Here is a 25,441-nt window from a genome sequence, read left to right as displayed (position 1 = left end):
CATGCCTCTCCCGTTTGAATTCGATTTCAGAAACCCTGATTACCAGATGGTTTTTGAATGGCGGATGGAACGCTTACAGCGCATTCGCCAGAACCCTGAAATGCTGCCAGCGCTAAAGCAGTTTTACCGCACCAACCCGGCACAGTTCATCATCGACTGGGGTATGACGACTGACCCGCGTAACATCGATTATGGCCTGCCGGTCACCATCCCTTTTCTGCTGTTCCCGAAACAGGAAGAGTGGATTCACTGGATCATGGAGCGGCGCGAACGGCTGGAGAACGGCATCACCGAAAAGAGCCGCGAAATGGGGCTCAGCTGGACGGCTATCGGGCTGGCTTGCTCGCTCTGCCTCTTCAACAAAGAAATGGTCATCGGCTTCGGCTCCCGTAAAGAGGAATATGTCGACAGCACCGGTGACCCGAAGGCGCTGTTCTGGAAGGCGCGCAAGTTCGTGGAAACGCTGCCCGTCGAGTTTCGCGGTTCATGGGACGAGAAGAAGCACGCGCCGTACATGCGCGTTGAGTTTCCCGATACTGGTGCGGTCATCAAAGGCGAAGCTGGCGACAATATCGGACGTGGTGACCGTACCACGCTCTACCTGGTGGATGAGGCTGCATTCCTCCAGCGGCCCCTGCTGATTGATGCGGCGCTGTCGCAAACCACCCGCTGCCGTATCGACCTGAGTTCGGTTAACGGCATGGCGAACCCGTTCGCGCAGAAGCGTCACGGCGGGAAGATACCGGTATTCACATTCCACTGGCGAAATGACCCGCGCAAGGATGAAGAGTGGTATCGCAGGGAATGCGAGAAAATCGACAATCCGGTGGTGGTGGCGCAGGAACTTGACCTGAACTACAGCGCATCTGCGGAAGGCGTCCTGATCCCGTCCGACTGGGTACAGGCTGCCGTCGACGCGCATATCAAGCTGGGCATCCAGCCAACGGGCAAACGCCTGGGCGCGATGGACGTCGCCGACGAAGGCCGGGACAAAAACGCCTTTTCGACCCGTCACGGCTTCCTCCTGGAGAACGTGCGGGAATGGTCCGGCGTGGGCAGCGACATTTACCAGTCCGTTGAGAAGGTCTTCGGCTTCTGCGAACAGGACAACCTCGAAGAGTTTCGCTTCGACGAGGACGGTCTGGGCGCTGGCGTTCGCGGCGATGCGCGCGCCATCAACGAACTGCGCAACGCTGCGCGCCGACCGTCAATACTCGCCACACCGTTTCGCGGTAGCGGCGCAGTGTTTGATCCGGACGATGAAGCGGTGCGCGGCGACAACGGACAGGCCGCCCGCCTGAATAAGGACTTCTTCGCTAACGCCAAGGCCCAGAGCTGGTGGCGGTTACGCAAGCTTTTCCAGAACACCTATCGCGCCGTGGTTGAAAAGATGGCTTACAACCCGGACGAAATCATCTCAATCAGCGGCACTATGGCGAACAAAGACAAACTCATCATCGAGCTGTCGCAGCCGACCTACTCCATTAACGGCGTGGGGAAAATCGTTGTTGATAAACAGCCTGACGGCACCAAGTCGCCGAACCTCGCCGACTCGGTGATGATCAGCTACGCGCCAATGAATTCAGCCCTGAACATCTGGGAGCTGCTAGGGAGACAGGCCTGATGGCACGAAACAAACAAGCCTCTCAGCGAACGGCGCAGGCCACCGCTGATGGTTATGAGAACTTTGTCGCCCGCGTGGGGATGCAGACGCCTAACCAGCACTCAGCATCGACCTACCGGGCGAACTTCACCAGCCGCAACCGCATGCTGGTGGAATGGTCCTATCGTTCGTCCTGGATCATCGGCGAAGCGGTCGACGCTATACCGGACGATATGACCAGGAAAGGTATTCGCATCACCTCGGAGATTGACGCGAAAGACCGTGGCACCCTCGAAGCGCAGCTGGACGAGTTGCAGATCTGGGATGCTCTGAACGACGTGCTGAAATGGTCGCGTCTCTACGGCGGCGCGGTTGGCTTCATCATGATTGAGGGGCAGGCACCAATGACCCCGTTGCGGCTCGAAACCATTGGAGAAGGCAAGTTTAAGGGCATTCTCCCGCTCGACCGCTGGATGATTAACCCGGTGCTGACCCGCCGCATTAAAGATATGGGGCCGGATCTCGGCAAACCTGAGTTTTACGACGTGGTGACCACTGCAACGGGCATCCCGGCGTGGCGCATCCATCACAGCCGCCTGATTCGCTTCGACGGGGTGACGCTGCCATTCCAGCAGAAGATGACCGAAAACGAATGGGGAATGTCGGTTGTAGAGCGTATCTGGGATCGGCTTACTGCGTTTGACAGCGCCACTGTCGGCGCGGCACAGCTGGTCTACAAAGCTCATCTGCGCACCTACAGCGTGGAGAAGCTGCGCGAGCTTATCGCGCTTGGTGGCCCGGCGTTCGAGGCGCTGCTGAAGAACATCGACCTGATCCGCAAGTTCCAGAGTAATGAAGGCATGACGCTCATGGACTCGCGGGATAAGTTCGAAACCCACCAGTACAGCTTCAGTGGTCTGGATGACATTCTTTCGCAGTTCGCTGAGCAGATCAGCGGTGCCGTTGGTATCCCGCTGGTACGCCTGTTCGGTCAATCCCCGAAAGGCTTCTCTACTGGTGATGCAGACCTCGCCAACTATTACGACCGGGTGAGCTCATTGCAGGAGCGCCGTTTACGGCTGCCGATGCGCCGGATACTTGACATTATGCACCGCTCGGAACTCGGTAAGCCTCTGCCGGACGATTTCACGTTTGAGTTTAACCCGCTATGGCAAATGTCTGACGTTGACCGCTCAACGGTGGCCGTAAACACCACCAACGCGATCAGCACCGCGCTGGGCGACGGATTGATGACGCGTAAGGCGGCAATGACCGACCTGCGCGAAAACTCTGACGTCACCGGCATCGGGGCATCTATTACCGACGAGGATATCGAGAATGCCGAAGACGAAGCGCCGCCAGGCATCGGCGAACTTGGCGACAAACCGCCAGAGTCGCCAGGCGGAGATCCGATATCGAACGAGCCTACGGCAGATAGCGCGGGCGGTCGGGGATATCGTAAATGGGCGCTACGATGGTTCAAACGATAGCGTCACCGAAATAATGGATGCGCTGGAGCGCTACAGCGAAATCATCACCCCCTGGGCGACGAAGGTTGCTGAGAACTTTACCGCCGACATTGCGCGCCAGAATGAAAAGCAGTGGCGTCAGCACAGCCGGAACATCAGCGCAGAGCTGCGCAACATGGTTGACCGCGCCCCGGTAGGCCAGGTGATGAAATCCATCGTCGCCGAGCAAATTAAGTACATCAAGTCACTGCCTCTTGAGGCCGCCGATCGGGTGTATGACATTCAGAACAAGGCCATCGAGGCCGTTGTGTCTGGTGGCCGCGCTGAACCATTCGCGAAAGAGATAGCAGCGTCCGGTGACGTGTCACGCTCACGAGCGAACCTTATCGCCCGTACCGAGCTTGGACGTGCAACCGGCGCGCTGGATCAGGCGCGTGCGCTATCAATTGGTTCGAATGGTTATATCTGGCGTACAGCCGAAGATGGCGATGTCCGGCACTCTCATCGTGAGATGGAGGGCAAGTTTGTCGAATGGGGCCGACCTCCAACGCTTGACGGCATGACCGGTCATGCTGGCGAGCTCCCGAACTGCCGCTGTTATAAAGAGATCGTCTTCCCCAACCCTCATTCTTATCTCGCCTGAATCGCAGGTAAACCATGAAATATTTTTTCAATACCCGGCTGGGGGAAACCCGCTATCAGCTGGCTGACGGCTCTCTGTTGTGCAAAGACGTGCCGATAGGTCGAACGGGTAAGCAGCTCTACGGTGCTGCCGATCTGCCAAACCTCAAACCCGACAAGCTCGGTGAGATAGTCGTAACGCGCTCTCCTGAGCAGGTATTCCATCCGGCCACGCTCGCCTCATTCGAAGGGATGAGCATCACGATCCTGCACCCTGAAGATGAAAACGGGAATGTGCGGCTGGTGAACCCAGAGAACTGGAAAGAGCTTGCGGTCGGGCATCTTCAGAACGTGCGGCGCGGGACTGGTGACCAGTCTGATTTGATGCTGGCTGACCTTATCGTCAAAGACGAAAGCGCCATTCAGCTGATCGAAGATGGTCTGCGCGAAGTGTCGTGCGGCTATGACGCGGAGTACGAGCAGACCGAGCCTGGTAAAGCCGAGCAGGTCGATATTACCGGAAACCATGTGGCTCTTGTCCCCAAAGGCAGAGCCGGAAATCGTTGTGCAATTGGAGACAGAGACACAATGGCAAATCAAAAGAAAAGCTGGTGGACCCGCATGCGCACGGCCATCAAAACAGGTGACGCGGACACCATGAACGAACTGCTGGACTCTGCGCCAGCGGCGGTAACGGGCGATGAAGGGGAACTGCCGAGCGGCGTTAACCTCAACATTAACCTTTCACCGCAACAACCATTGCCGGACAAAAAGCCGGAAATGGGCGGAGAGCCAACCGGCGACGGCGAGGACGATATCAAAACCTTGCTCAAAGCCCTGCTGGCTAAGCTGGAAGGTACGGCAACGGGCGATAACGGCGATAAGCCTGACGGCAAAGATAACAAAGACCCTACCGGCGACGGCGAGGACGATGAAGAGGAAACCACGATTACCGGTGACTCCGCTTATCGTGCCGAGGTTATCGTCCCGGGTATCGATCTGAGCCGTAAGGTGAAACCGACCGCGTTCAAACGTGATGTGCTGGCCGCCGCTGACAAAACACTGGTTCGCCAGGTTGTCGGTGATGCTGATATCCGCAAATTGCCAAAGCAATCAGTCGATATGGCGTTTAACGCCGTGTCTGAGATTGCCAAAGGGCGAAACACCCGCAGCACCACGGGCGATGCACAACGTCCAAATATGGGCATGACCAGCATCGCTTCCCTGAACAAACAAAACGCCGACTTCTGGTCTAACCGCAAAGGATAATCCAATGACTGCATATCTGTACCGGATGCCTGTTGGCATTGCCGGGGCTATCTCTCGCCCGCAGGACTTAACCGTCGAGCCGGTGATCCTTAAATCCGCTAACGCCTTCGCTGCCTATGGTCTGGCTGGCAAATACGACGCTGACGGCTTTTTCGTGCCGCTGGCGGACGGTGACACCGCCGACAAGGTGAAGGGTATCTACGTTCGTCCGTATCCGACTACGTCCCAGCCGGACATGGTTCGCCAGGTGGGGACGGAAAAGAACTTCCCGGGCGACGCCATGAAGCGTGGCTACATGACCGTTAACCTCGGATCTGGCGTCGATGCCAGTACCATCAAAAAAGGCGCGCCTGTCTACGTGGTTGTTTCGCTCGATTCGACCATTGACGTGCCGCTGGGCGGCTTTATGTCCACGTCCGTCAGTGGCAAAAACGTGGCGCTGACCAACGCCGAATTCACAGGGGCCGGTGACGCTAACGGCAATGTAGAAATCTCCTGGAAGATTTAAGGAACAGACGAATGATTACTTTTGATCAGGCAACCGTTGATGGCTCTGGTGCCTTTCTCATCGGGGAGCTGGAGCGACTCGACCAGACGCTGAACCTGCCGCTGGTGGGTTACACCTGGACACGAGATATCCAGCTGCGTGAAGACGTCTCTATCGCAGATGACATTTCCAGCTGGACTAACACCAGCTTTGGCGCTGCGGGCACTGGCGCAAACCCGAACGGCAAAAACTGGGTAGGCAAAGACTCCACTGCTATTGCTGGCGTGAACGTTGATATCGGCAAAGATGGCAATCCGCTGAACCTCTGGGGTATGGAACTGGGCTGGACCGTTGTAGAGCTGGCAGCAGCTCAGCAGGTAGGCCGCCCGATTGATACCCAGAAGTACGACGGTATGCAGCTCAAATGGCAGATGGACAACGACGAGCAGGTTTACATCGGTGATGACGCGCTCGGCCTGAAAGGTCTGGCAAACCTCGTCGGTGTGACGCTAAACAACGCGCCGAAGACCTGGGCGAACTCCACCAACGACGAGATCCTCGATAGCGTGAACAGCATTCTTTCGAATGCCTGGGCAGCATCCGGTTACTCCGTCGTGCCTTCTGATCTGCGCATTCCACCAGAGCAGTATTCACTGCTGGCGAGCCGTAAGGTTTCCGAAGCGGGTAACCAGTCACTGCTGACCTATCTCGCCGTGAACACTATCGCTTTCCACCAGAATGGCGTTCCGCTGGAAATCAAAGCGGTCAAATGGCTGAAAGCGCGCGGGGTTGGCGGTAAAGACCGTATGGTCGCTTACACCAACGATAAGAAATATGTGCGTTATCCGCTGGTGCCGTTGCAGAGCGTGCCTGTCCAGTATCGCGGTCTGTACCAGATTGCGACCTACTACGGCAAGCTCGGTGCGGTTGAGCCTGTGTACAAAGAAACCCTGTCCTATGTGGACGGTATCTGATAACCAGAACGGCCCCGAAAGGGGCCAGAAGGAAACTGAAAATGGCGAAAGAAAAGCTGGTTACCATCCATGTTCACACCCCGTTTACGCTGACGCTCGGCGATCAGTCAAAACAGGAGTTTGGCCGGGGACGGCATAACGTACCGGAAGAGGTCGCGTCGCACTGGTTCACTCAGGCGCACTCTGAGCTTTCCGATAGCGTGGTCAGCGGCACCGATGATCTGCAACCCATTATCGACAGCCTGCAAGTGCAGATTGCCGATAAAGATAAGCAGATTGTCGATAAAGATCAGCTGATTGCCGATCTGAAAGAAGCACTGCTCAAGCTGCAAGAGCAGAACGACAGCCTGCAAGTGCAGATTGCTGCCGCCCAGACTGGCGGTGATGGGGCGAAAGATGCCAAAGAATCAAAGTCTACCAACGGTAAGTGATTTTCGCCGCGACTTCCCGCAGTTTGCTGACCCTGCCAAATATCCCGAAGCGCAAATCCAGTTTCGTCTGAATCTGGCTGATGTGCTGCTTAGCGAAAACATCACCGGCAAAAAGTTGTTTCCGTACTTTGCCGAGTTATTCGTGGCGCACTACATGACGCTCTGGGCAGCAGATAGCCGGGCAATGCTCGTCGGCGGCCCAGGTGGTTCAACCAATGGTGTTCAGTCCTCCAAGTCCGTTGACAAGGTAAGCGTCAGCTATGACACCAGCGCGACGCTAAACCCAGATGCAGGCTTCTGGAATAACACACGATATGGCGCTGAATTTTATCAGCTGATCACGATGTTCGGTGCGGGCGGTCGCCAGCTATGAGTTTCAAAAGCGGTGTAACAACGAGGGTGGATAACGCTCAGGCCATCCTTGATGCGCTCAGGTTGCTAACCAAAAAGGATGTGCTGGTCGGTATTCCTGAAGAAGACAGCGAGCGTGAGGATGTTCCATTTGGTAATGCCGGGATCGGTTACGTCAACGAATACGGATCACCAGCGCAAAACATACCCCCACGCCCGCACCTGATCCCCGGCGTTAAATCCGTAGAGGAACAGACGGTGCCGCAGCTCAAAGCAGCGGCGCAGGCTGCGCTTGATGGTAATGCGGCGGGTGCGGAAAGAGCGCTCAACCGCGCCGGAACGCTGGCCGCTAATGGCGTCAGGCGTTACATGACCATTACCGGCTTTACACCGCTTGCTGATAGCACCGTAGAGGTCCGCGCACGTAGAGGGCGCAAAGGGGCAAAAGCGGAACTTGCGCGGCGCGCTGCTGGTGAGTCTCCTGGAACCGATATGGTGAAACCGCTAATCGACACCGGGCAATATCGCAGAGATATTACCCATGTTGTGAGGGATAAAGATGCCGACTCTTGATGTAACAGACGTGCTTTTTGACCCCGATTTTTGCGACTTCAACCTGTGGGTAACGCGTCGCGCGCAAACGGTGGACGAGGACGGGATCGGCAGCGACAGCGAAGTTAAAACGCAGTTTGCCGGGGTTGTTACTGTTGACCGCTCCCTAGAAAACCGCCGCATGCAGGCCGGGCAGGTTATCAGCGGCGCGATTCTCATCGTGACAACTGAGCGGCTGACGCAGGGGCAGACTGGCCGTGATGCCGATATCGTGACGTATCAGAACCGTGATTATCGCGTGACATTCGTCGACCCGTATACGGCTTACGGTGCTGGCTTCGTCCAGGCTCATTGTGAATTACTGCCGTTTGATGGGGGAACTCCCGTTGAGCAATAACACCAGCACAGAGCGCGGCTGGCTGACACCCACCAGCGGCGATCCGGATTATGACGAAGCGCTCGACAGGCTGTTAAGCCAGTGGATGCGCAACGTTTCCGGCTTGCCTGCTGGGATGGTTCGCCCGCGCTGGCAGAAAGATCAGCCGCCACTGCTACCCGTTGAAACGAACTGGTGCGCGTTTGGCATCATCGAATGGCCCATTGATAACAGCCCCGCATTCACTCAACAGACCGATACCGGAACACAGCTCTGGCGGCATGAGGATTTTGTCGCTATGGCGTCGTTCTACGGCCCAGGGGGGATGCAAATTGCTTCGCGATTCCGTGACGGAGTATCGGTTGAGCAAAACAACGCCGAGCTGAACCAGTCGGATCTCTCGCTCGTTGACTATGGCGATATTGTCCCTTTCCCCGAGCTTATTAACCAACAGTGGGTGCGCCGTTACGACATGAAAGTGCGGCTGCGCCGGAAAGTGGTTCGAGAGTACAACATCCTGGCGCTGCAAGATGCGCCCGTTTCATTCTTCGGAGAGTAAATTATGCCGCAGGGATTACCTGTATCTAACGTCGTGAATGTCGACGTGATCATTGGGCCGCGTGCGGCTACTGGTCGAAACTTTGGTTCACTGCTCATTCTCGGGAGCTCGACGGTTATCCCGGTTTCTGAGCGTATTCGCCTCTACTCATCCCCTGAAGATATCGGCTCTGATTTCGGCGTGGATAGCCCGGAATATGAAGCCGCGACTGTGTATTTCTCACAGTCACCGAAACCTCAGCAGGTGTATGTCGGTCGCTGGGCTAAAACGCTGGTATCGGCTGAAAGTGGTTCGACGGAAACGCTGCTGCAGGCCGTGAACGCTGTACTGAATTACACGAGCTGGTACGGTCTGGGCGTAGCCGATGATGAAGAGATCGACGATGCCGACTGGCTGAGCGTGGCCGCCGCGATCGAAGCTTCCAGCCTCAGTCGTATTCTGGCAATTACCACTCAAGACCCGGAAGCGATTAAAACGACATCAACAACCGATCTCGCCTATAAGCTGAAGGCGGCAAAATACGCTCGCACGTTTGTGCAGTATTCCACCAGCAGCAAGTACGCCGCGCTTTCTGCGTTTGGCCGGGCGTTTACGGTGAATTTCAACGGCAGTAACACGACCATTACCCTGAAATTCAAGCAGGAGCCGGGTATCACTTACGAGACACTGGATCTCAGCCAGGCTAAGGCGCTGGATACCAAAAACTGTAACGTCTACGTGTATTACGAAAACGATACGGCAATTCTGCAGCAGGGCGTCATGTCCAGCGGCGATTTCTTCGATGAGCGCCACGGGCTCGACTGGCTGCAGAACTACGTTCAGACCAACCTGTATAACCTGCTCTACACCAGCACAACCAAAGTCCCACAGACTGATGCGGGTGTTACACGCCTCCTTTCTAACGTTGAGAAATCAATGGATCAGTCTGTCAAGAACGGGCTGGTGGCTGCTGGCGTATGGAACGGTGGCCCGATTGGGCAGCTGGATTCCGGCGACACGCTGACCAAAGGCTATTACGTCTACGCGCAGCCGATTTCCGAGCAGGCGCAGGCAGACCGTGAAGCACGTAAGGCACCGGTTATTCAGGTCGCCTGTAAGCTGGCGGGTGCGGTTCATTTCGCTGATGTTCAGATCAACGTCGTTCGCTAAGGAGAACATGAATGGCTACTTATTCTTTTATGGACGTCACGGCGTCCCTCTCCGGCCCGACCGGCGAGATTGATCTGGGCTACGGTTCCGCCAGTTCAGAGGAGGGGATCACCGTTGCAATGGGCGGCCCCAAAAATACCATGACCATCGGCGCTGACGGCGAAGTGATGCACAGCCTGCACGCGGATAAAAGCGGCACGGTAACCGTCAACCTGCTGAAGACCTCGCCGACAAACAAAAAGCTGTCGCTGGCGTACAACGCGCAGAGTCAGTCCTCAGGTACCTGGGGAAACAACGTCATTGTGATCCGAAACAAGGTGAGCGGAGACATCATCACGGCGCGCAGCGTGGCGTTCCAGAAACAGCCGGATAACGCCAACGCTAAAGCCGGTAATACGATGCCCTGGGTGTTTGACTGCGGCAAAATCGACCAGGTTCTCGGAGAGTTTTAACAGATGGAATGCTCAATCAAAGGCCACGATTACCGCGTGGCAAAACTCAGCGTTTTTGACCAACTGAAAGTGACCCGCAAACTGCTGCCGGTGCTGGCGGGCATGATGTCAGATTTCGGGAGCATTCGCTCCCTTCTGCCTGCTGATGGCAAAATCGACACCGTGAAATTCGATCAGCTGAAACCGGTGTTTGAAACCCTGCTCCCGCGTATCGCTGAGGAACTGTCTTCCCTGACCGAAGAAGACACCAACGCGATTATTCATCCGTGCCTGGCCGTGGTATCACGCAAGCACATGGACGGATGGACGCCGGTATTCAACAGCGGTCAGCTGATGTTCGATGACATCGACCTGCTGACCATGCTGCAGCTGGTGGCGCGGGTGGTCGCCGATTCACTGGGAAATTTTTTGCCCGTGAGCCTTACCAGTGCGACGCCGGGCCAGCCTCAGGGTTAACCCTCAACAGCCTGCCTGACGGGCTGTCTTATCTCCTTGACCCGGTTGACGCCGGGTTAATCCCTTATTACGCGCTGAAGGATGGATCAGTCGATCTGTGCGATATCGCGCTGATGAATGACCACCTGGCCGTTAAGGCAGACAACCAGCGCCGTATTGAGAAATGGAGAGAGGATAATGAACGCTGAGACTATTAAAGATTTCCTCGTCTCGCTCGGATTCGATATCGATGAAGCGGGCGCGTCAAAGTTCGACTCTGTTCTCGCCGGTACGACCGCAAACACCATCAAAATGGGGCTGGCCGTCGAAGGTGCCGCGCTTACCGTGGTGGCCTTCACGGCTAAGATCGCCTCGGGGCTGGATAATCTCTACTGGGCGTCACAGCGCACCGGCGCGACGGTTCAGGGGATTCAGTCTATTGGCTATGCGGTTTCGCAGGTAGGCGGCAGCGTTGACGCGGCGCGAACCTCTCTGGAAAGCCTCTCCCGGTTTGTTCGTAACAATCCCGGCGCGGAAGGTTTCCTGAATCGCCTGGGCGTACAGACCCGTGACGCCAGCGGCAACATGCGCGACATGGCCGCTATCTTTACGGGTGTCGGCCAGAAGCTCAGCAGCATGCCGTATTACCGGGCTAACCAGTATGCGCAGATGCTGGGCATTGACGAAAATACCCTGATGGCGATGCGTCGGGGTGTGGGCGGTTTCTCCGGGCAGTACAGCGCAATGGCGAAAGCTATCGGCTTCAATGCTGACGAGGCGGCCAGAAGCTCCAATAAATTCATGACCTCCCTGCGCGAGTTCGGCGCGATGGCAGGCATGGCCCGTGACAAAATCGGCTCTAATCTTGCTGGTGGTCTGGCGGGTTCGCTGGACACGCTGCGCCGACACATCCTGGATAACTTCCCGCGCATCGAGCAGACCCTGACGAAAGCCATAAAAGGCATTCTGGCGCTCGGGGACATTATCGGGCGGCTGTTCTTCAGGCTTATTGAGGGGACATCCAGCCTTATCACCTGGTGGCAATCGCTGGATAAGCAAACCCGGGAGCTGATCTCGCTGTTTGGCGCGCTGACGATTGCGCTGCGCATTCTGAACAGTACGTTCTGGATGTCGCCGATTGGCCTGATTACCGCGCTTGCGGCGGGAATTGCCCTTCTGTGGGAGGACTATCAGACCTGGAAGGAAGGCGGGGACAGCCTGATTGACTGGGGCAAGTGGAAGCCGGAAGTCGACGCCGCGCTGAAGATGGTTCGTGACCTTAAAACGTCCGTTAACGAACTGGCGAAAGCGCTGGCGAAACTGCTCAATATTGACCCCAAATCATGGTCCCTGAAGTGGGATTTCAGCAACTTTATCGACCAGATGGGCGAGTTCAGCAAAATGCTGAATATGATCGCCGACCTGCTCAACGCCATTAAAGATGGCCGCTGGGCTGATGCCGCCAGCATCGGCAAACAGATGCTTAATCAGGGCAGCGAAAATCCGTCCGCGATGCCGATGGTAACAGACAGCGCCAACGGTACCGCCGACTGGATTAAAGAGCACTGGGGATTCGATCCTCGCAGCGTGGGCCGAACGGTGCGCGGCTGGTTTGGTGACGATGAGCCAGATCAACTCAGCCAGTCAGTTAAGCGGCCACAGCCAACCAAAGCGGGCTCTGAGCTGCTGGGATGGATGCAGCCGATGCTTACCAACCTTGAACAGCTCTACCGGCTTCCGGAGGGGTTACTGCGCAGCGTGGCCATAACGGAATCGGGCGGTAATCAGTTCGCCGTTTCAGGCGCTGGCGCTAAAGGCCTGTTTCAGTTTATGGACGGCACGGCGCGTGACATGGGGCTGCGCGGAAACGATGTTTTCGACCCGGAGAAGGCCGCGCAGGCAGCCGCAAAGTATCTTTCACAGCTGCTGCAGGCTAACGGTGGTGACCTGAGCAAGGCGCTGGCCTCATACAACTGGGGGATCGGGAACGTGCAGAAGCACGGTATGGCCCTCATGCCTCAGGAAACCCGCAACTACATTCCGAAGGTGTTAAGCAACATGCCCGCGCCCGGGGCTCAGGTACAGCAACAGAACACTTATCACATTTACGGTGGTGGTGACCCGCGTTCTGTCGGTACCGAGGTCGAGCGTCGACAGCAGTCGGCAAACGCCCAGGTTATGCGCGGTAATCAAACGAAGGTGGGCTAATGGATATTCTCTCTACGCTCTTTCAGCAGCAGAGCCGAAAAATAGGGATGGTTGTCCCCAGCGTGGTTGTTTCTGAGAAGCATACCGACACGCTGGAGATAACAGAGCACCCTGTCGAGGTCGGGGCCGCCATCGCCGACCATGCCTACAAAAAACCGTCTGAAGTGGTGATGGAGGTCGGTTTCGCTGGTGGCGGATCGTTGCTGGATTTTGCCAGTAACCTGACGGCTACCAGCCTGCTTGGTCTAAGTCCCCAGCAGACGTATCAGGAGATACTCGACCTGCAGGCGAGCCGTATTCCTTTCGATGTAGTGACTGGCAAACGGCTGTACAGCAACATGCTGATCCGCGCGCTGGAAGTGACGACAGACAAGACAACCGAAAACGTCCTGTCTGCCGTTCTCACCCTGAGGGAGGTTCTTATCTCGCAGACGCAGCAGATCACCGTCGCGGATAAAACCAACATGAAGGACGGGGCCAGCACGTCGGCGGTACTGAATACCGGCAACAAAACCACAAAGCCGCCAAATACCTCGCTGCTGAAAAGCATCACGGGTAACGCGGCGTCATTACTGGGGCTCGGCTAATGGCAATTCAGGAAATCCCGCTGACAGCGGATAACCAGCAATTCAGCATCATCCTGGCGGGGACCACCTGGCGGATTAGTATCACCTGGCGCGATCTGTACTGGATTATGGACCTACAGAACGACAGAGGGGAGCCGGTAATCTCCGGTATTCCTCTCGTCACCGGCGCTGACCTGCTGGCGCAGTACGCCTATATGGGCCTCGGCTTTAAGCTGGTGGTGGTTTGTGACGACAGCACACAGGATTATCCGACGAAAACCGACCTGGGCGGCCGCAGTCATTTACTGGTATCAACGGAGTAAACATGTCACAGAACTGGATGAGACATTTCGAGCTGCAGCTCCTGGACGAGAACGGGCAGGGGATTGAGCTCAGCGATTTTAAAGTGACCTTTACGATCGACTGGTTCAACATCAGCAGCGCGTCACGGGTGGGGACGTTCAAAATTTACAACCTGTCTGCAGATACCTCCAACCGTATAACCGGCAAAGAGTTTTCGAAAGTTCGGCTGATTGCCGGTTACGACGGTATCGCGCCGGAGGTGTCGGCAAGCGACGTCGGGACCGTGCGCGAAGTCGACGCGGCGGACGTGGGCCAGAGTGATGGCCGGAACTACGGTCTGATTTTCAGCGGCGAAATTCGCTACTCGGTCACAGGAAAAGACAGTCCCATCGATTCCTACGTCCTGATTCAGGCTGCTGATACGGATCTGGCTTTTGCCACCAGTATAACCTCGCAGACGCTGGCAGCCGGTTACACGGTCGCAGACGTGAACCGCGCGCTGATGAAAGACTTCGAGGCCAAAGGCGCGACCGAAGGTCTGACGCCTGAAATGCCTGCTACCGTCTTCCCCCGGGGCCGGGTGCTGTTCGGCATGACACGGCATCTTATGGATAACGTTGCCGGACAATGTGGCGCAACATGGCAATTCGTGGACGGCCAGCGGCAGATGGTGGCCAATAACGAGTATGTTCACGACGCGATTGTGCTCAACAGCGCTACCGGGCTTATCGGTATGCCACAGCAGACCATCGGCGACGGGGTAAACGTCCGCGCGCTGATTAACCCGAACATCCGGGTTAACGGGCTCATTCAGCTGGATCAGGCTTCCGTGTATCGCACCGCGCTGTCGAACAACGATATCGCTATGGCCGGTGGGCAGATCACCGACCAGAACACGGACGGAAATATCACGCTCAGCGGCACCACGGCGCAGCCTGCCAGCATCGCAACGGATGGCGTTTATATTGTGCGCGGGATTATGTACACTGGCGACACAAGGGGCCAGGCGTGGTACATGGATATGATGTGCTTTGCTCGAGATGCTAGTGATATTCCTAGCCAGTCAGCGATGAATCGAGGTGCATAATAGTGAGCAGACTTGCGATAACTACAATCGTATTTTCTCTTTTTTTAACTTCATGTAGTTGGGATCCTAATGGTGCAAAAGCCCAGGAAAAATGGCTAGCCCAAAAAAATGAAGAAAAACAAGCGTACGATAAGCAAGTTGAGGAGGGCCAGAAAAGCAGGCTTCAAACACAGCGCGAAGAAAATTCTCAATTTGAAGTTTCACACCCAGAGGTTATCGTTGCTGGTGTTGGGGACGAGCTTACAAGTCAAGGAGCAGAGTCTTTGCGAGATGCGTACAACAGCATTCCATTCGTAACTCGTTATCCGGGGACTACGGACCCTAATAAAGTTTATACCTATGTCGGTGACTACAAATTAAATTTGCAACTGGTTAACTCATCTGTGCTTTCTCAGATCTCAGATTGCAAACGAATTTCAGCGTATGCCGATGTTGATATTAATCGTACTTGCTTCAATCAAATTGGAAATGATTTGAGTTTGTTTGCATCTGTAATTAAAGACAAAAATATTACCGGAATTGCAAAAAAAGCAGCTCTACGAGATTCAACTTACGGAACCAAAATTGATTTTGGTCATGCAGCGCGTTTAGCAAAAATGCATGCCACTTTATGCCAAAAGCAGGGCGGTAAAGGATTTGTCGAAATGTCGACTGTGGCTGTGCCTTGCGGTTCTTCAGGCGATGTACTTAACTCTCGAAGCGCCGGTAAGATGGGGCTTATAAACTGAAAAAAACCAAATTAGTCACATAAAACCCGCCACCCGGTGGGTTTTTTGCTTTCTGGAGCCTACAAAATGGCAGTATCTGACCAGACCCGCAGCGGTGACCTTGCCGAAACATTCAAATCGGAGCGGGAAACCACAAAGAACCAGATCCGTGTCGCTTTGCCTGGCATCGTTCAGTCATTCGATCCTGACGCGGTTACGGCGGTTGTGCAGCCTGCTATCCGTTCGGTTGAAACTGATAACGACGGGAACCGCATTACCAAAAATTACCCGCTGCTGGTGGATGTGCCGGTGTTATTTCCGCGCGGCGGCGGCTGCACGCTGACGTTCCCGGTTAAAGCCGGTGATGAATGTCTGGTGATTTTCGCCGATCGCTGCATCGATTTCTGGTGGCAGAACGGCGGGGTGCAGGAGCCTGTTGACGATCGGGTGCATGATTTATCGGATGCGTTCTGTATCGTTGGACCGCAGTCACAGGCGCAGAAAATCAGCGGAATCAGCACGGGGGCCGCTCAGCTGCGCAGCGACGACGGAAGCACGTTCTTTGAGCTCAACCCCACTACGCAGAAAATTAAAATCGTAGCGCCTGGCGGTCTGGATGTACTTACCCCGCAGGCCGACTTCTCGGCGAAAGTTACCATTCACGGGCTCCTGTCCTGGCTGGGTGGAATGGTGGGCTCTGTTGCTTCTGGCGTTGCATCCAAAATCACCGGCGCGGTCGAGTTTATCGGTACCGTTAAAGCTAACGGCAAGTCAATTGATGATACGCACACTCACGGCGGCGTGCAGCACGGCACCAGCAACACAGACGGGGTGAACTGATGCGATACAGACGTGAAGACGCCGAGGGGGATTACACCTTTGGCAGCGGCGATGATACCTGGCTGATTAACTCACCTGAGGCCGTGGCACAGGCCGTGAAAACGCGGTTCGAATTGTGGTACGGGCAATGGTTCCTCGACACCACCGAGGGGACTCCGTGGATTCAGTCCGTACTCGGTAAGCAGAAGCCGGAAACCTACAACCTGGCGATCCGTAAGCGCATCCTCGAAACGCGGGGCGTTAAATCCATTCTCTCTTTCAATACGACAGTGAATACTACGACGCGCCGCGTCCAGTTCTTCGCTGAAATCGACACCATCTACGGAACAACGACAGTAACCAGCGAGGCATAAATGGCCCTCAATTTGGACACACTCGGCTTATCGGCAACGGTAACCGCTGAGGGGATCAGTGCGCCTGATTACCAGACGATACTCGATACCCTGACGAGCTATTTCCAGCAGATTTATGGCAGTGACGCTTATCTGGAGCCAGACAGCAAAGACGGCCAGATGGTGGCTATATATGCTCTGGCTATTCACGATGCCAACAATACTGCTATAGCGGTCTATAACTCCTTTTCTCCGTCAACTGGTATCGGTCGCGCACTTTCAAGCAACGTAAAAATCAACGGCATTGCCAGGAAGGGAGCCACCAACTCAACTTCAGATCTTGTTCTGGAAGGTGAACCCGGAACGCTCATCACTGCAGGCATGGTGCGAGATGAAAACAGGAAATTATGGGCTCTACCAACAAACATCAATATTCCGCCATCGGAGACCGTGACCGTAACCGCCACGTGTACGACACCCGGTGCCGTTGCTGCGCTGGCTGGTACCATCAGGAACATTGCAACCCCCACCCGAGGCTGGCGAACGGCCACCAACCCGGCAGCGGCCACGCTCGGGCAACCAGGGGAAAACGATCCGCAGTTACGTGACAGGCAGTCAAGAAGCACAGCATTACCTTCCAAGACGACCATTGACGGTATGGACGGTTCTTTGCTGGATATTTCCGGTGTAACACGGGGACGTATTTACGAGAACGACACGGACACCACTGACAGCAATGGTCTGCCGCAACACTCGATATGTGCAGTGGTGGAAGGCGGCGACGCTACTGAAATAGCCACTGTTCTGTCTAAGAAGAAGGACCAGGGGACTTTCACCTTTGGCACTACCGCCGTCGACATAACCGGAAAGTACGGTGAACCGAAAACAATCAGGTTCAGCAGACCAACAATCGTCAACATATTTGTTGATATTGAACTGACCACTTACCCGGGCTATACGTCGCAGATTGCTGATCAGATGAAGGTGGAGATTGCAAAGTACATCAACAGTCTTGGTATTGGCGAGAATGTACTCATCAGCCGGATTTATTCACCTGCCAACCTCGGGGTAATGAGTGGAGGGGCCAGCCGTTATTACGATATCACCTCACTGAAAATTGGTAAGGCGGCCGCCGGGGTAAGTGCGGCGAACGTGGACATTCTGTTTAACGAAGCCGCTGCTGGGGACGTTGCCAACATTAAGGTGACACCGGTATGAGCAAATACACGGAAAGAATAACGAATTACCACGCTACTAAGCCTCTTTTTGAACAACACGTTGACCTGATAACCCGGCCATTAACCGACATCGTAAAATCACAGGAAAGCTTTATAGCTGCGTTTGACCTCGATCGGGCCGTGGGTGTGCAGCTCGACGTCGTTGGGGAATGGGTGGGGCGTGGCAGAACAGTGAGCGTACCTATCGCGGACGTCTATTTCTCCTGGGACACTGAAGGGCTTGGATGGGATCAAGGTAGCTGGCAAGGGCCATTCGACCCTGATACGGGTTTCACCCGTCTGAGTGACGATACGTACCGTGTGGTACTGAAAGCGCAAATCGCGATTAACACCTGGGATGGCACGATCGGCCATCTTGAGGACATTCTCGAAACCATCTTTGCCGGTTCCGGGATAGAAATGCAGATCATCGACAACCAGGACATGAGCATCACGATAAATGCTATCGCCATTAATGGAATAGCAAACACATCGGCTGAGCTTATTTCCGTTATCAAAGCAGGCGAGCTGAATATCAAAGCCGGTGGCGTGAGAGTTAAAAACCTCAATGTCATTGATCCCGCTCGTCCTCTGTTCGGTTTTGACACACAGAGTATCGCTATCGCCGGTTATGACGCCGGATACTGGAGCTAATAAATGGCAAAAAACGAGTTTAAACCCTTCTCCATAGCTGGCGGGGCTAACGTTATTTCACAGGCTGACTATGAGGTTCTGGCAGCCCTTTCAACCGGTTTTACCGCAGGAGTTGCAAAAGCTAGCGAAATTAACAAAGTCCTGCGACAGGCATCTTTCGTTGCGGCCGCACTCGCTCAGTTTATCAGTGACAAAACCAATAGTGATGTACTGGACGATGGTAGTCTGTCTGGGTTTGAAACGAAACTGATTGCAGCCCTTAATGCGCTTTCACAGCCGCTGGATGCCACGCTTACAGCGCTCGCCGGGTTGCAAACTAGTCCGAATAAAGTCCCCTATTTTACGGACGCGGATATTGCAGCACTGACAGACCTGACTTTGGTGGGGAGAAATATCATAGGGAAGGGATCTGTCAGCGAGGTAGTACAATATCTTGGATTACAGAATGCTCTGGTGAAGGGTTCTTATGGGTTAGGGTCACGAGATAGCCAGAGCGCGGCCAGCAAAGAGCATGTTGGTAGTTTTTTCTACGAGCCATTTCAGCCTGGCACCCTTTATCCTGATAGTGTTGTTGCCATCGAATCCGCAGGCCCCACATCTCAGGAGTGGGGGCAGTTTGCGGTTTCCTATGGTGCTGCTATTCGTGTTTTTGCTGCTCATAAATCATATTCAGGTCAGCCTGAAACGACGGAGCTTTATCATGACAAAAGGAAACCAACCTCCAGCGATGTTGGTGCATACCCTTTAACTGGTGGCATTCTTAACGGCAATTTGTCCGCTACGGGTAGTGTGACATCTGGGGCAGGGAAAGATATTTCATCAGCTCAGGATTTATGGGCGGGAAGAGATATTTATGCTCAAAGAAATTTAAGCGTGACCTCCATTGCGTCAGTCGGTTCTGATTTGACTGTTGGTGGCAGCGTTGGTGTTACGGGAAACGTCGATGCTGGTGGCTTTGTTCGCTCTGGTGCGGGTAAGGATGTGGTATCGCAAAATGATATCTGGGCTTCTCGCTATATTTATGAGAACGGTCAGCGCCTTTATGGTCCAAACAACCCGCCACCTAATAAATTTAGCAAATCATTAAATACTATCTCATGGGAAAAAAACCTTGAGACTGGTGTAATTAGGCAGTGGGGCTTTGTTGATGTAGGGGATAATGCTTATGTTACAGTTAATCTTCCTATCGCGTTTCCTTCCTCTTTCTTATCACTAACGGTAACCCCTAGAGTTCCCGGGGCTGTCTCTGGTACAGATGTTGTATCTGCATTTGGCCAAATTCAAACCAATAGAACGTTTGGTGCAGGTGTTAGTGCTAACTTTACCCCCGGCTGGTCAGGTGTTTATTTTGAAGCAATAGGAGTTTAATATGACGATTTATAATAAAGAAGCAAAACTATATTCCATTAGTGGTTATAATAATTATGCATGGTCAGCATCAAAAAATGTGTTCTATCTTATTGCTGACTTAGTTGCATATATCCGAGCGGGTAACTGGCCAGATGATGCTGTAGAGGTATCAGACGATGTTTTTAACGAGTTCGCTTCCTTCCAGAATGGAAATGGAATGATCAGAGGTGTCGGTAGTGATGGTCTTCCTGCATGGGTAGCGCCACCTGAACCATCAAAGGAGATGTTGATTAGAAATGCTGAGGTCAATCGTGACACGCTTACCGCAAAAGCCAGTCTGGAAATTGAAATTCTGACGGATGCAGAGTCTGATGGATCGATTACTGATGGGGAAAAAGACATGCTGGCAAAATGGAAAACTTATCGTCTCGCACTTCGTCGACTTGATTTAACAACGGCCCCGGACATCGACTGGCCTGAACAACCATAGACATCTCAAATAGAAGCGGGATAACCCGCTTCTTTAATGGTGGATCAGCTGGTTATAGGCTTTTCCAGCATTGCATCCACTTTTTTCTTGTGAAGGAAAGGACGCTCGATATAACGGTAAGATAGTATGGCTAAAATCGTGGTTATGAGTGCGCATGCGGCCATGCTTACATAGAGGTTTAAATTAGTATTGTTAATCATTATTTGCTGAACTGGAAATGCATAAATATAAACGCCATAAGATATATCAAACCTACCATTAATGATTCGGTCTTTAAAAGAAAGGCCTAAGACAATAATTATTGTTGTGACGCAAAGTGGAATGATTGTTGATACCTGAGGTTCTCCAATCTTTGCAAATATGAATGCAATGGCGATTCCTAACATCCATTTTTTGTATTTCATCCATGCGTTAGATGTCATGTAAAGAAGTGCGCCAAATGAGAAAGGTATAGAGAAAAATGCTAACCATTTAAAAGGAATGCTATAATAAGTGGCGCTGTCAGGATAAAAGCTAAAAAATATACTGGAGATAATTCCGGTCACCAATAGGAGCGCAGGGGTTACCCAGCTAAATGATATTGAAAGAGCAAAGCCTATAATTATATAACAAGCAAACTCAATAGGAAGTGTCCACAGACTACCATCAATCTCCCTGGGGAAAATGTAACTTGTAAAAACACCATCTACAGAATCTCTTATAAAAAGAATATTCCTCAGTGTATGCATTAATGGTTTAGACGAAATTAAATATTCTACCTGGTTAGAAGTGTTGAAAACAACCGCAATCAAGAAGTAAAGAACGAAAGAACAAAAAATCAACCCTGGAAATATTCGTAAGCATCTTTTTTTCATAAACTCCATAAAGTTTTCGGAGGATTGAAAACTTTTAGGCATTAAATATCCAGAAAGACAAAAGAAAATTGCTACAGCGAGCGCACCATAGGTGTTCCATCTGGCGAAAATAGGCTCATCAAATCCGGATAATCGAAAGTGATGAGAGACAAGCACTGTATAAGCTGCAATGTGACGTATGATATCAAAGCAATTATCTCTTCGTGTCATTTAATTTTTCCGTATTCATTCATATTTATTCCTAACCTGTCAGAAATCATACTGCATGCCCTGCATTTTCTCTTGTGCCTGTGCCAATTATACTTAGATTAATGCTAACTGAGCAGCCTTGCTGTATGCAAGAGCGGGGTTGGCTGCCAAGTATTCATCGCGAGAAATCGAAGGGAGTATTACCCGAGTAATACTTAAAGTCCAACCTGGCGAACTGTCGGGAACTCGGAAACCAGCCACATATCGGCCTCTTCAAACATCTCCTCCAGCATGCGGTTCAGCTTTTCCCGATCGCTTTTGCTGGCATCACTATTTAAGGCGTTAGCCTGCATCGGCTTCACCTTCACTTCGGCATCAGGGAAAATCTGGTGTACCCGTTTCGTCAACTCGGACAAGATAATTTCTCTGGCTCTTGCCAGCCCTTCAACGTTACGTTTGTCATAAACCAGTTCGACGATCATGTCTCACCTCATTGTACTGTTTGAATGTACAGTGTTAAAGGCGTAAAACCCTTTTCGGTCAAGGGGGGCTTACATCAAAAGCATGTGCCATTTTTGTGACACATATGGTAAGGCTACATTCATCACCATGCATCATGTGCCGTTAAGTTATCTTTTGTGAATGCGGCAATGTGTATGTAAAACAGTTAGTTAAATGTGATTCTACTAATTCGTAATGCGAAGGTCGTAGGTTCGACTCCTATTATCGGCACCATAAAAATCAAGTAGTTACCTGAAAAATCCCAAATCTCTTTCTTGCTTAAAAAAAACATGTAAGTGCTGGTGTAAGTGAATTAGGTCAATGGTGGTCAACAGTTTTAACTGCAAACAACAATGACACTATTGCTAAAGCCATAGCTATCGTTTTGCGTTATAGCCAGTTATCACACTGGCTATACTCTCAGTATGGCGATGAAGTCATGTAAACAGGAGCGGAGTAGACGGAACCTCGAACTAGGTAGGTCGCAGGACTCTGAAAGCTGTAGATAGTCCCTTTAACCGATAAATAGATCGCATTATTTTCGACCTTCTTCAATGCGTCTTTGTCCGTGGTGATCATGAAAGGCTCGTTATCATTCTTCAGACCCGCCATAAACGCTTTATCGTCTTTGGTTGCATCGCACAGATAGAAACGGTAGGAAAAGCCTGTGGTGGCTCCTGCACTCGCTTCCGTGATGTAGAGGTTAGCTAGGTTACTTATTTTCACCTTCTTGATAACCTTTTGCTCAAGTGGCGAGAAGTGCAGTACCTTGTAAACCCCAAAGGCGACAATAGCCAACAGGATCAGAAGTAGATACCGCTTCTTAAAAACCCGTGCGTTTTGCATAGTCGATACCCGCTCTTATCCAATACTGGTCGTTAGGATCATCACCGTAAGGCGCTGAGCCATACCAATCGCCAAAAGCTGGATCGGTTGTTCCTGCGCGACTTTGTGCCCATCCTGCGCCCCTAAGTAATACTTCGTCAGGAATCCCCGCAGCGTGACCAACAGCACCGTAATGGAAGTTTCCAAAACTCTCGAACTGTCTCCCGCGCTGTTTGTAATCCCACGGGCCATGCCCTCTTACCTGCTGATAGAACCAAGCATATGTAAGGGCTGACGGGCCACGGTGAAAGCGAGCCATCATCATGTTATTGACGATATTCACACCAGGTGGGGTGAAAGAGGACACATCAAACGGCGGATGAGGTGATGCCGCTAATGTTGGATACCTCACGCTTGCGCTCTCTCATTCCATGCATCGGTAAACTGTACGTTGCCATCACAGTATTTCCAGGTGATTTTTTCATAACGAAGTTCTACACACTCAAGGTGGTTATGCTTCTCTTTGGCGGGATCTTTGGTGTCATGCATCACAGGTGAAACGCCGACAACTTTCACACCCTCAAGCTGGATATTGAAGTATTCCGCTTCCTGACCTGCATCGTTGATTTTGTACCATTTGAACTCCGCAGATTTGAGCGTTTGACCAGTGGCAACGGCTTTATAGAGGTAAGGGGAGGAGCTATCAAATTCTTTTTGGACAAGCACGGCTGAGTGTTTGCGGGTTCCAGTGATCTTTCCTGTCATTCCGTCAGTTGGAATACTTAGATTATGAGAAAACCCGGTGATCTCAATGCTGCCGTCGCGATCTTGGACATCTACAGACCCCTTAATGTCTGCGCCGCCGTCATCTTTAAGCCACAGATAAGCTGGTATAGCCATTTTCTTTTTTCCTCATGTTGTTATATAAACCATGAGGAAAATGTACCTATTTAGCAGGAAGGGCAGTAAATGATCAAATGTAACAAAGTTATTAATGTAAGCGACGCTTAACTTTAGTTAAGAATAGCTGGCTTCAGAAATACCGGCTTCACGGCAGACATCCTTAACGGTACGTCCGGCTTCGACGGACTTCAGAACGGCAATGATCTGGTGTTCGGTGAATCGGGCTTTACGCATGGCAATCTCCTCCGGGGACATAATCAGTATGTCGGAAGATCTCTACAAGTGAATGGTACGTTTTGCAGGGATACTTACATGAACTGTTTCTCACCGAATAAGTTCCTAAGTGCATTTGCCGGATAAAGCCATCCGGCAAACTGCCTGATAGCGCTGCGCTTATCAGACCTGAAAGTCAAAGTGGTAAGCGCAGCCGCCTTCAGCGATTAAAACTGATTAAACATTGTCTGGATCTGTTTCGGATCTTTAGTCTGCGTCAGCGCCAGTTGCAGCAGTACGCGTGCCTTCTGTGGGTTCAGGGAACCAGAGGCAACGAAACCGTATTTCGCATCATCGATTTCAGCATCCTGCGTGGTTGAACCCGTCGGTACGCGGGAAGAACGTACTACAACAGTCCCTTTATGCGCTGCCGTTGCCAGCGTATCGAAGACCGTTTTGTACAGGTTGCCGTTACCCACACCCGCGCTCACAATCCCATCATAACCGGCATCCACCAGCGCTTTTGCCGGCAGATCTGAAGCATTCGCGTAGTTATAGACGATACCGACCTTCGGCAGTTCATTCAGCTTAGAAACGTCGAACGGCGTAGAGGTGGTGTGCTTACGCGCAGGCGTACGCTGGTAGTCGATTTTACCGTTATGAATGTAGCCCAGTGGTCCGTAGTTTACGGATTTGAAGGTCGCCACATCGGTGGTGTTGGTTTTGGTCACGTCGCGCCCGTCAAGCACGGTGTCATTCATCACCACCAGCACGCCACGGCTGGCAGAGGCTTTATCCGCCGCGGTCACCACCGCGTTATAGAGGTTGAACGGACCGTCTGCGCTCATCCCGGTAGACGGACGCATTGCGCCAACCAGCACCACTGGCTTATTGCACTTCACGGTTAGATCGAGGAAGTAAGCGGTCTCTTCCATGGTGTCTGTACCGTGGGTAATCACGAAGCCGTCGGTGCTGTCACACTCGTTATTGATCTTTTTCGCCAGGGTTAACCAGACGTCGTCGTTCATATCCTGCGAACCGATATTGACGACCTGCTCACCCTTAACGTTAGCGATATCCTTAAGTTGAGGAACGGCTTTGACCAGATTCTCTACGCCAACTTTGCCCGCCGTATAGTTAGATTTAGTTGCGGAGTCACCGCCACCGGCAATCGTCCCGCCGGTCGCTAAAATGGTGATGTTCGGTAAGGCGAGCGCTGCACCGCTGAAACCCATAACCAGTGCTGTCAGCGCCGTTTTCCTGAAAAACTCCATGTTATTTCTCCAGTTACGTGAATTTATCGTATTATCCCAACCTCATAGTTGAATAATGTGATTTCATCCAGTTAACCAGACAAATGTATTTTTTAGATTGTTAAATTTAGAGGTGGATGTCGCTTCCACCTGAACCACCAGCAAAATCGCCGTTGCTACGTTTCTGAAAAACCTGCCACAACCACTCTGAAAGGGTTACC

Annotated in this window: 32 protein-coding genes and 1 pseudogene; 26 read left to right on the top strand and 7 right to left on the bottom strand. The window is 52.6% G+C overall.

Features of this window, described 5'->3' with window-relative positions:
* The first annotated feature begins 1 nt into the window (after position 1).
* The 26 genes from AC0XWG_RS02495 (at position 2) to AC0XWG_RS02370 (ending at position 20,482) form a co-directional block, all read left to right on the top strand.
* Positions 2 to 1,624, top strand: coding sequence for a hypothetical protein (locus tag AC0XWG_RS02495; RefSeq protein ID WP_053520720.1), 1,623 nt, complete (start codon positions 2 to 4; stop codon positions 1,622 to 1,624).
* Positions 1,624 to 3,093 (top strand): DUF1073 domain-containing protein, encoded by a 1,470-nt coding sequence (locus AC0XWG_RS02490; protein ID WP_475680348.1) that lies wholly within the window; start codon positions 1,624 to 1,626, stop codon positions 3,091 to 3,093. Before AC0XWG_RS02495 ends, AC0XWG_RS02490 begins: the two co-directional genes overlap by 1 nt.
* Positions 3,094 to 3,106: 13 nt before the next feature.
* Positions 3,107 to 3,715: a phage head morphogenesis protein gene (locus tag AC0XWG_RS02485; protein WP_059363151.1), complete on the top strand. Its 609-nt coding sequence runs from the start codon at positions 3,107 to 3,109 to the stop codon at positions 3,713 to 3,715.
* Positions 3,716 to 3,729: 14 nt separating this feature from the next.
* Positions 3,730 to 4,962, top strand: a complete 1,233-nt coding sequence (locus AC0XWG_RS02480) for a DUF2213 domain-containing protein (protein ID WP_475680347.1) — start codon at positions 3,730 to 3,732, stop codon at positions 4,960 to 4,962.
* 4 nt (positions 4,963 to 4,966) lie between these two features.
* A complete protein-coding gene (locus AC0XWG_RS02475) occupies positions 4,967 to 5,470 on the top strand; it encodes a structural cement protein Gp24 (RefSeq protein WP_475680346.1) in 504 nt (167 codons plus the stop codon).
* A gap of 11 nt (positions 5,471 to 5,481) precedes the next feature.
* Positions 5,482 to 6,423 carry a DUF2184 domain-containing protein gene (locus AC0XWG_RS02470; RefSeq protein ID WP_063161727.1) on the top strand — a complete coding sequence of 314 codons (942 nt, stop codon included), beginning with the start codon at positions 5,482 to 5,484 and terminating at the stop codon, positions 6,421 to 6,423.
* 41 nt (positions 6,424 to 6,464) lie between these two features.
* A complete protein-coding gene (locus AC0XWG_RS02465) occupies positions 6,465 to 6,854 on the top strand; it encodes an STY1053 family phage-associated protein (RefSeq protein WP_475680345.1) in 390 nt (129 codons plus the stop codon).
* The gene (locus AC0XWG_RS02460; RefSeq protein WP_320741438.1) at positions 6,820 to 7,227 is read left to right on the top strand and encodes a DUF4054 domain-containing protein; all 408 of its coding nucleotides are present in this window, start codon (positions 6,820 to 6,822) and stop codon (positions 7,225 to 7,227) included. The genes AC0XWG_RS02465 and AC0XWG_RS02460 overlap by 35 nt, the downstream gene beginning before the upstream one ends.
* Positions 7,224 to 7,778, top strand: coding sequence for a hypothetical protein (locus AC0XWG_RS02455; RefSeq protein WP_475680344.1), 555 nt, complete (start codon positions 7,224 to 7,226; stop codon positions 7,776 to 7,778). Before AC0XWG_RS02460 ends, AC0XWG_RS02455 begins: the two co-directional genes overlap by 4 nt.
* The gene (locus AC0XWG_RS02450) at positions 7,765 to 8,154 is read left to right on the top strand and encodes a hypothetical protein (RefSeq protein WP_001142474.1); all 390 of its coding nucleotides are present in this window, start codon (positions 7,765 to 7,767) and stop codon (positions 8,152 to 8,154) included. Before AC0XWG_RS02455 ends, AC0XWG_RS02450 begins: the two co-directional genes overlap by 14 nt.
* On the top strand, positions 8,144 to 8,692 hold the full coding sequence (locus tag AC0XWG_RS02445) for a phage neck terminator protein (RefSeq protein WP_475680343.1): 549 nt from the start codon (positions 8,144 to 8,146) through the stop codon (positions 8,690 to 8,692). The genes AC0XWG_RS02450 and AC0XWG_RS02445 overlap by 11 nt, the downstream gene beginning before the upstream one ends.
* A 3-nt stretch (positions 8,693 to 8,695) precedes the next feature.
* Positions 8,696 to 9,841, top strand: a complete 1,146-nt coding sequence (locus tag AC0XWG_RS02440) for a DUF3383 family protein (RefSeq protein WP_475680342.1) — start codon at positions 8,696 to 8,698, stop codon at positions 9,839 to 9,841.
* 11 nt (positions 9,842 to 9,852) lie between these two features.
* Complete coding sequence (locus tag AC0XWG_RS02435) at positions 9,853 to 10,293, top strand: DUF3277 family protein (protein WP_000257260.1); 441 nt, start codon at positions 9,853 to 9,855, stop codon at positions 10,291 to 10,293.
* 3 nt (positions 10,294 to 10,296) lie between these two features.
* Positions 10,297 to 10,749 carry a phage tail assembly chaperone gene (locus AC0XWG_RS02430; protein WP_475680341.1) on the top strand — a complete coding sequence of 151 codons (453 nt, stop codon included), beginning with the start codon at positions 10,297 to 10,299 and terminating at the stop codon, positions 10,747 to 10,749.
* 23 nt (positions 10,750 to 10,772) lie between these two features.
* The gene (locus AC0XWG_RS02425) at positions 10,773 to 10,937 is read left to right on the top strand and encodes a DUF6889 family protein (protein WP_023229521.1); all 165 of its coding nucleotides are present in this window, start codon (positions 10,773 to 10,775) and stop codon (positions 10,935 to 10,937) included.
* Positions 10,927 to 12,936 carry a transglycosylase SLT domain-containing protein gene (locus AC0XWG_RS02420; protein ID WP_475680340.1) on the top strand — a complete coding sequence of 670 codons (2,010 nt, stop codon included), beginning with the start codon at positions 10,927 to 10,929 and terminating at the stop codon, positions 12,934 to 12,936. Before AC0XWG_RS02425 ends, AC0XWG_RS02420 begins: the two co-directional genes overlap by 11 nt.
* A complete protein-coding gene (locus tag AC0XWG_RS02415; RefSeq protein WP_289423675.1) occupies positions 12,936 to 13,523 on the top strand; it encodes a phage baseplate protein in 588 nt (195 codons plus the stop codon). The genes AC0XWG_RS02420 and AC0XWG_RS02415 overlap by 1 nt, the downstream gene beginning before the upstream one ends.
* On the top strand, positions 13,523 to 13,825 hold the full coding sequence (locus AC0XWG_RS02410) for a phage baseplate plug family protein (RefSeq protein ID WP_032666013.1): 303 nt from the start codon (positions 13,523 to 13,525) through the stop codon (positions 13,823 to 13,825). The genes AC0XWG_RS02415 and AC0XWG_RS02410 overlap by 1 nt, the downstream gene beginning before the upstream one ends.
* 2 nt (positions 13,826 to 13,827) lie before the next feature.
* The gene (locus tag AC0XWG_RS02405) at positions 13,828 to 14,892 is read left to right on the top strand and encodes a hypothetical protein (protein ID WP_475680339.1); all 1,065 of its coding nucleotides are present in this window, start codon (positions 13,828 to 13,830) and stop codon (positions 14,890 to 14,892) included.
* 2 nt (positions 14,893 to 14,894) lie between these two features.
* Positions 14,895 to 15,620: a hypothetical protein gene (locus AC0XWG_RS02400; protein WP_289450807.1), complete on the top strand. Its 726-nt coding sequence runs from the start codon at positions 14,895 to 14,897 to the stop codon at positions 15,618 to 15,620.
* A gap of 66 nt (positions 15,621 to 15,686) precedes the next feature.
* Positions 15,687 to 16,439, top strand: a complete 753-nt coding sequence (locus tag AC0XWG_RS02395) for a Gp138 family membrane-puncturing spike protein (RefSeq protein ID WP_289424444.1) — start codon at positions 15,687 to 15,689, stop codon at positions 16,437 to 16,439.
* Positions 16,439 to 16,792, top strand: coding sequence for a contractile injection system sheath initiator (locus tag AC0XWG_RS02390; protein WP_094935658.1), 354 nt, complete (start codon positions 16,439 to 16,441; stop codon positions 16,790 to 16,792). Before AC0XWG_RS02395 ends, AC0XWG_RS02390 begins: the two co-directional genes overlap by 1 nt.
* A complete protein-coding gene (locus AC0XWG_RS02385) occupies positions 16,793 to 17,989 on the top strand; it encodes a baseplate J/gp47 family protein (protein ID WP_342701567.1) in 1,197 nt (398 codons plus the stop codon).
* Positions 17,986 to 18,642, top strand: a complete 657-nt coding sequence (locus AC0XWG_RS02380) for a DUF2612 domain-containing protein (RefSeq protein ID WP_045399576.1) — start codon at positions 17,986 to 17,988, stop codon at positions 18,640 to 18,642. The genes AC0XWG_RS02385 and AC0XWG_RS02380 overlap by 4 nt, the downstream gene beginning before the upstream one ends.
* Before the next feature lie 3 nt (positions 18,643 to 18,645).
* Entirely contained in the window at positions 18,646 to 20,010 is a 1,365-nt protein-coding gene (locus tag AC0XWG_RS02375) for a gp53-like domain-containing protein (protein ID WP_475680338.1), read from the top strand.
* Position 20,011: 1 nt separating this feature from the next.
* Positions 20,012 to 20,482: a tail fiber assembly protein gene (locus AC0XWG_RS02370; RefSeq protein WP_289424606.1), complete on the top strand. Its 471-nt coding sequence runs from the start codon at positions 20,012 to 20,014 to the stop codon at positions 20,480 to 20,482.
* Between the two features lie 44 nt (positions 20,483 to 20,526).
* Here AC0XWG_RS02370 and AC0XWG_RS02365 read toward each other — a convergent pair whose 3' ends face one another.
* From AC0XWG_RS02365 to ansB, 7 genes and pseudogenes are all read right to left on the bottom strand, one after another.
* Positions 20,527 to 21,546, bottom strand: a complete 1,020-nt coding sequence (locus AC0XWG_RS02365) for an acyltransferase family protein (RefSeq protein WP_342701569.1) — start codon at positions 21,544 to 21,546, stop codon at positions 20,527 to 20,529.
* 194 nt (positions 21,547 to 21,740) lie between these two features.
* Positions 21,741 to 22,007 (bottom strand): DinI family protein, encoded by a 267-nt coding sequence (locus tag AC0XWG_RS02360; RefSeq protein WP_289424390.1) that lies wholly within the window; start codon positions 22,005 to 22,007, stop codon positions 21,741 to 21,743.
* Between the two features lie 439 nt (positions 22,008 to 22,446).
* Positions 22,447 to 22,872: a hypothetical protein gene (locus AC0XWG_RS02355; RefSeq protein WP_128348688.1), complete on the bottom strand. Its 426-nt coding sequence runs from the start codon at positions 22,870 to 22,872 to the stop codon at positions 22,447 to 22,449.
* Entirely contained in the window at positions 22,850 to 23,170 is a 321-nt protein-coding gene (locus AC0XWG_RS02350; RefSeq protein WP_238934147.1) for a polymorphic toxin type 44 domain-containing protein, read from the bottom strand. Before AC0XWG_RS02350 ends, AC0XWG_RS02355 begins: the two co-directional genes overlap by 23 nt.
* Before the next feature lie 89 nt (positions 23,171 to 23,259).
* Entirely contained in the window at positions 23,260 to 23,751 is a 492-nt protein-coding gene (locus tag AC0XWG_RS02345; RefSeq protein WP_128348689.1) for an Hcp family type VI secretion system effector, read from the bottom strand.
* A 123-nt stretch (positions 23,752 to 23,874) separates the two neighbouring features.
* Positions 23,875 to 23,988 (bottom strand): annotated as a pseudogene (locus tag AC0XWG_RS02340) (transposase); the annotation flags it as partial.
* Between the two features lie 206 nt (positions 23,989 to 24,194).
* Positions 24,195 to 25,241 carry an L-asparaginase 2 gene (gene ansB, locus AC0XWG_RS02335; protein ID WP_128348691.1) on the bottom strand — a complete coding sequence of 349 codons (1,047 nt, stop codon included), beginning with the start codon at positions 25,239 to 25,241 and terminating at the stop codon, positions 24,195 to 24,197.
* Between the last annotated feature and the right edge of the window lie 200 nt (positions 25,242 to 25,441).

The organism is Enterobacter sp. DVT3837, assembly GCF_056238685.1.
The sequence above is the reverse complement of the archived record's forward strand: the minus strand, read 5'-3'. Positions and strand labels throughout refer to the sequence as shown.

Excerpts from the sequence above, each read along its gene's own strand:
- AC0XWG_RS02485 (WP_059363151.1), top strand. The coding sequence starts at position 3,107 with ATGGATGCGCTGGAGCGCTACAGCGAAATCATCACCCCCTGGGCGACG.
- AC0XWG_RS02420 (WP_475680340.1), top strand. The coding sequence starts at position 10,927 with ATGAACGCTGAGACTATTAAAGATTTCCTCGTCTCGCTCGGATTCGAT.
- AC0XWG_RS02435 (WP_000257260.1), top strand. The coding sequence starts at position 9,853 with ATGGCTACTTATTCTTTTATGGACGTCACGGCGTCCCTCTCCGGCCCG.
- ansB (WP_128348691.1), bottom strand. The coding sequence starts at position 25,241 with ATGGAGTTTTTCAGGAAAACGGCGCTGACAGCACTGGTTATGGGTTTC.
- AC0XWG_RS02365 (WP_342701569.1), bottom strand. The coding sequence starts at position 21,546 with ATGACACGAAGAGATAATTGCTTTGATATCATACGTCACATTGCAGCT.
- AC0XWG_RS02495 (WP_053520720.1), top strand. The coding sequence starts at position 2 with ATGCCTCTCCCGTTTGAATTCGATTTCAGAAACCCTGATTACCAGATG.
- AC0XWG_RS02405 (WP_475680339.1), top strand. The coding sequence starts at position 13,828 with ATGTCACAGAACTGGATGAGACATTTCGAGCTGCAGCTCCTGGACGAG.
- AC0XWG_RS02360 (WP_289424390.1), bottom strand. The coding sequence starts at position 22,007 with ATGATCGTCGAACTGGTTTATGACAAACGTAACGTTGAAGGGCTGGCA.
- AC0XWG_RS02370 (WP_289424606.1), top strand. The coding sequence starts at position 20,012 with ATGACGATTTATAATAAAGAAGCAAAACTATATTCCATTAGTGGTTAT.
- AC0XWG_RS02430 (WP_475680341.1), top strand. The coding sequence starts at position 10,297 with ATGGAATGCTCAATCAAAGGCCACGATTACCGCGTGGCAAAACTCAGC.
- AC0XWG_RS02410 (WP_032666013.1), top strand. The coding sequence starts at position 13,523 with ATGGCAATTCAGGAAATCCCGCTGACAGCGGATAACCAGCAATTCAGC.
- AC0XWG_RS02415 (WP_289423675.1), top strand. The coding sequence starts at position 12,936 with ATGGATATTCTCTCTACGCTCTTTCAGCAGCAGAGCCGAAAAATAGGG.
- AC0XWG_RS02450 (WP_001142474.1), top strand. The coding sequence starts at position 7,765 with ATGCCGACTCTTGATGTAACAGACGTGCTTTTTGACCCCGATTTTTGC.
- AC0XWG_RS02480 (WP_475680347.1), top strand. The coding sequence starts at position 3,730 with ATGAAATATTTTTTCAATACCCGGCTGGGGGAAACCCGCTATCAGCTG.
- AC0XWG_RS02350 (WP_238934147.1), bottom strand. The coding sequence starts at position 23,170 with ATGGCTCGCTTTCACCGTGGCCCGTCAGCCCTTACATATGCTTGGTTC.
- AC0XWG_RS02465 (WP_475680345.1), top strand. The coding sequence starts at position 6,465 with ATGGCGAAAGAAAAGCTGGTTACCATCCATGTTCACACCCCGTTTACG.
- AC0XWG_RS02440 (WP_475680342.1), top strand. The coding sequence starts at position 8,696 with ATGCCGCAGGGATTACCTGTATCTAACGTCGTGAATGTCGACGTGATC.
- AC0XWG_RS02385 (WP_342701567.1), top strand. The coding sequence starts at position 16,793 with ATGGCCCTCAATTTGGACACACTCGGCTTATCGGCAACGGTAACCGCT.
- AC0XWG_RS02470 (WP_063161727.1), top strand. The coding sequence starts at position 5,482 with ATGATTACTTTTGATCAGGCAACCGTTGATGGCTCTGGTGCCTTTCTC.
- AC0XWG_RS02460 (WP_320741438.1), top strand. The coding sequence starts at position 6,820 with ATGCCAAAGAATCAAAGTCTACCAACGGTAAGTGATTTTCGCCGCGAC.
- AC0XWG_RS02355 (WP_128348688.1), bottom strand. The coding sequence starts at position 22,872 with ATGCAAAACGCACGGGTTTTTAAGAAGCGGTATCTACTTCTGATCCTG.
- AC0XWG_RS02375 (WP_475680338.1), top strand. The coding sequence starts at position 18,646 with ATGGCAAAAAACGAGTTTAAACCCTTCTCCATAGCTGGCGGGGCTAAC.
- AC0XWG_RS02490 (WP_475680348.1), top strand. The coding sequence starts at position 1,624 with ATGGCACGAAACAAACAAGCCTCTCAGCGAACGGCGCAGGCCACCGCT.
- AC0XWG_RS02380 (WP_045399576.1), top strand. The coding sequence starts at position 17,986 with ATGAGCAAATACACGGAAAGAATAACGAATTACCACGCTACTAAGCCT.
- AC0XWG_RS02390 (WP_094935658.1), top strand. The coding sequence starts at position 16,439 with ATGCGATACAGACGTGAAGACGCCGAGGGGGATTACACCTTTGGCAGC.
- AC0XWG_RS02455 (WP_475680344.1), top strand. The coding sequence starts at position 7,224 with ATGAGTTTCAAAAGCGGTGTAACAACGAGGGTGGATAACGCTCAGGCC.
- AC0XWG_RS02345 (WP_128348689.1), bottom strand. The coding sequence starts at position 23,751 with ATGGCTATACCAGCTTATCTGTGGCTTAAAGATGACGGCGGCGCAGAC.
- AC0XWG_RS02475 (WP_475680346.1), top strand. The coding sequence starts at position 4,967 with ATGACTGCATATCTGTACCGGATGCCTGTTGGCATTGCCGGGGCTATC.
- AC0XWG_RS02395 (WP_289424444.1), top strand. The coding sequence starts at position 15,687 with ATGGCAGTATCTGACCAGACCCGCAGCGGTGACCTTGCCGAAACATTC.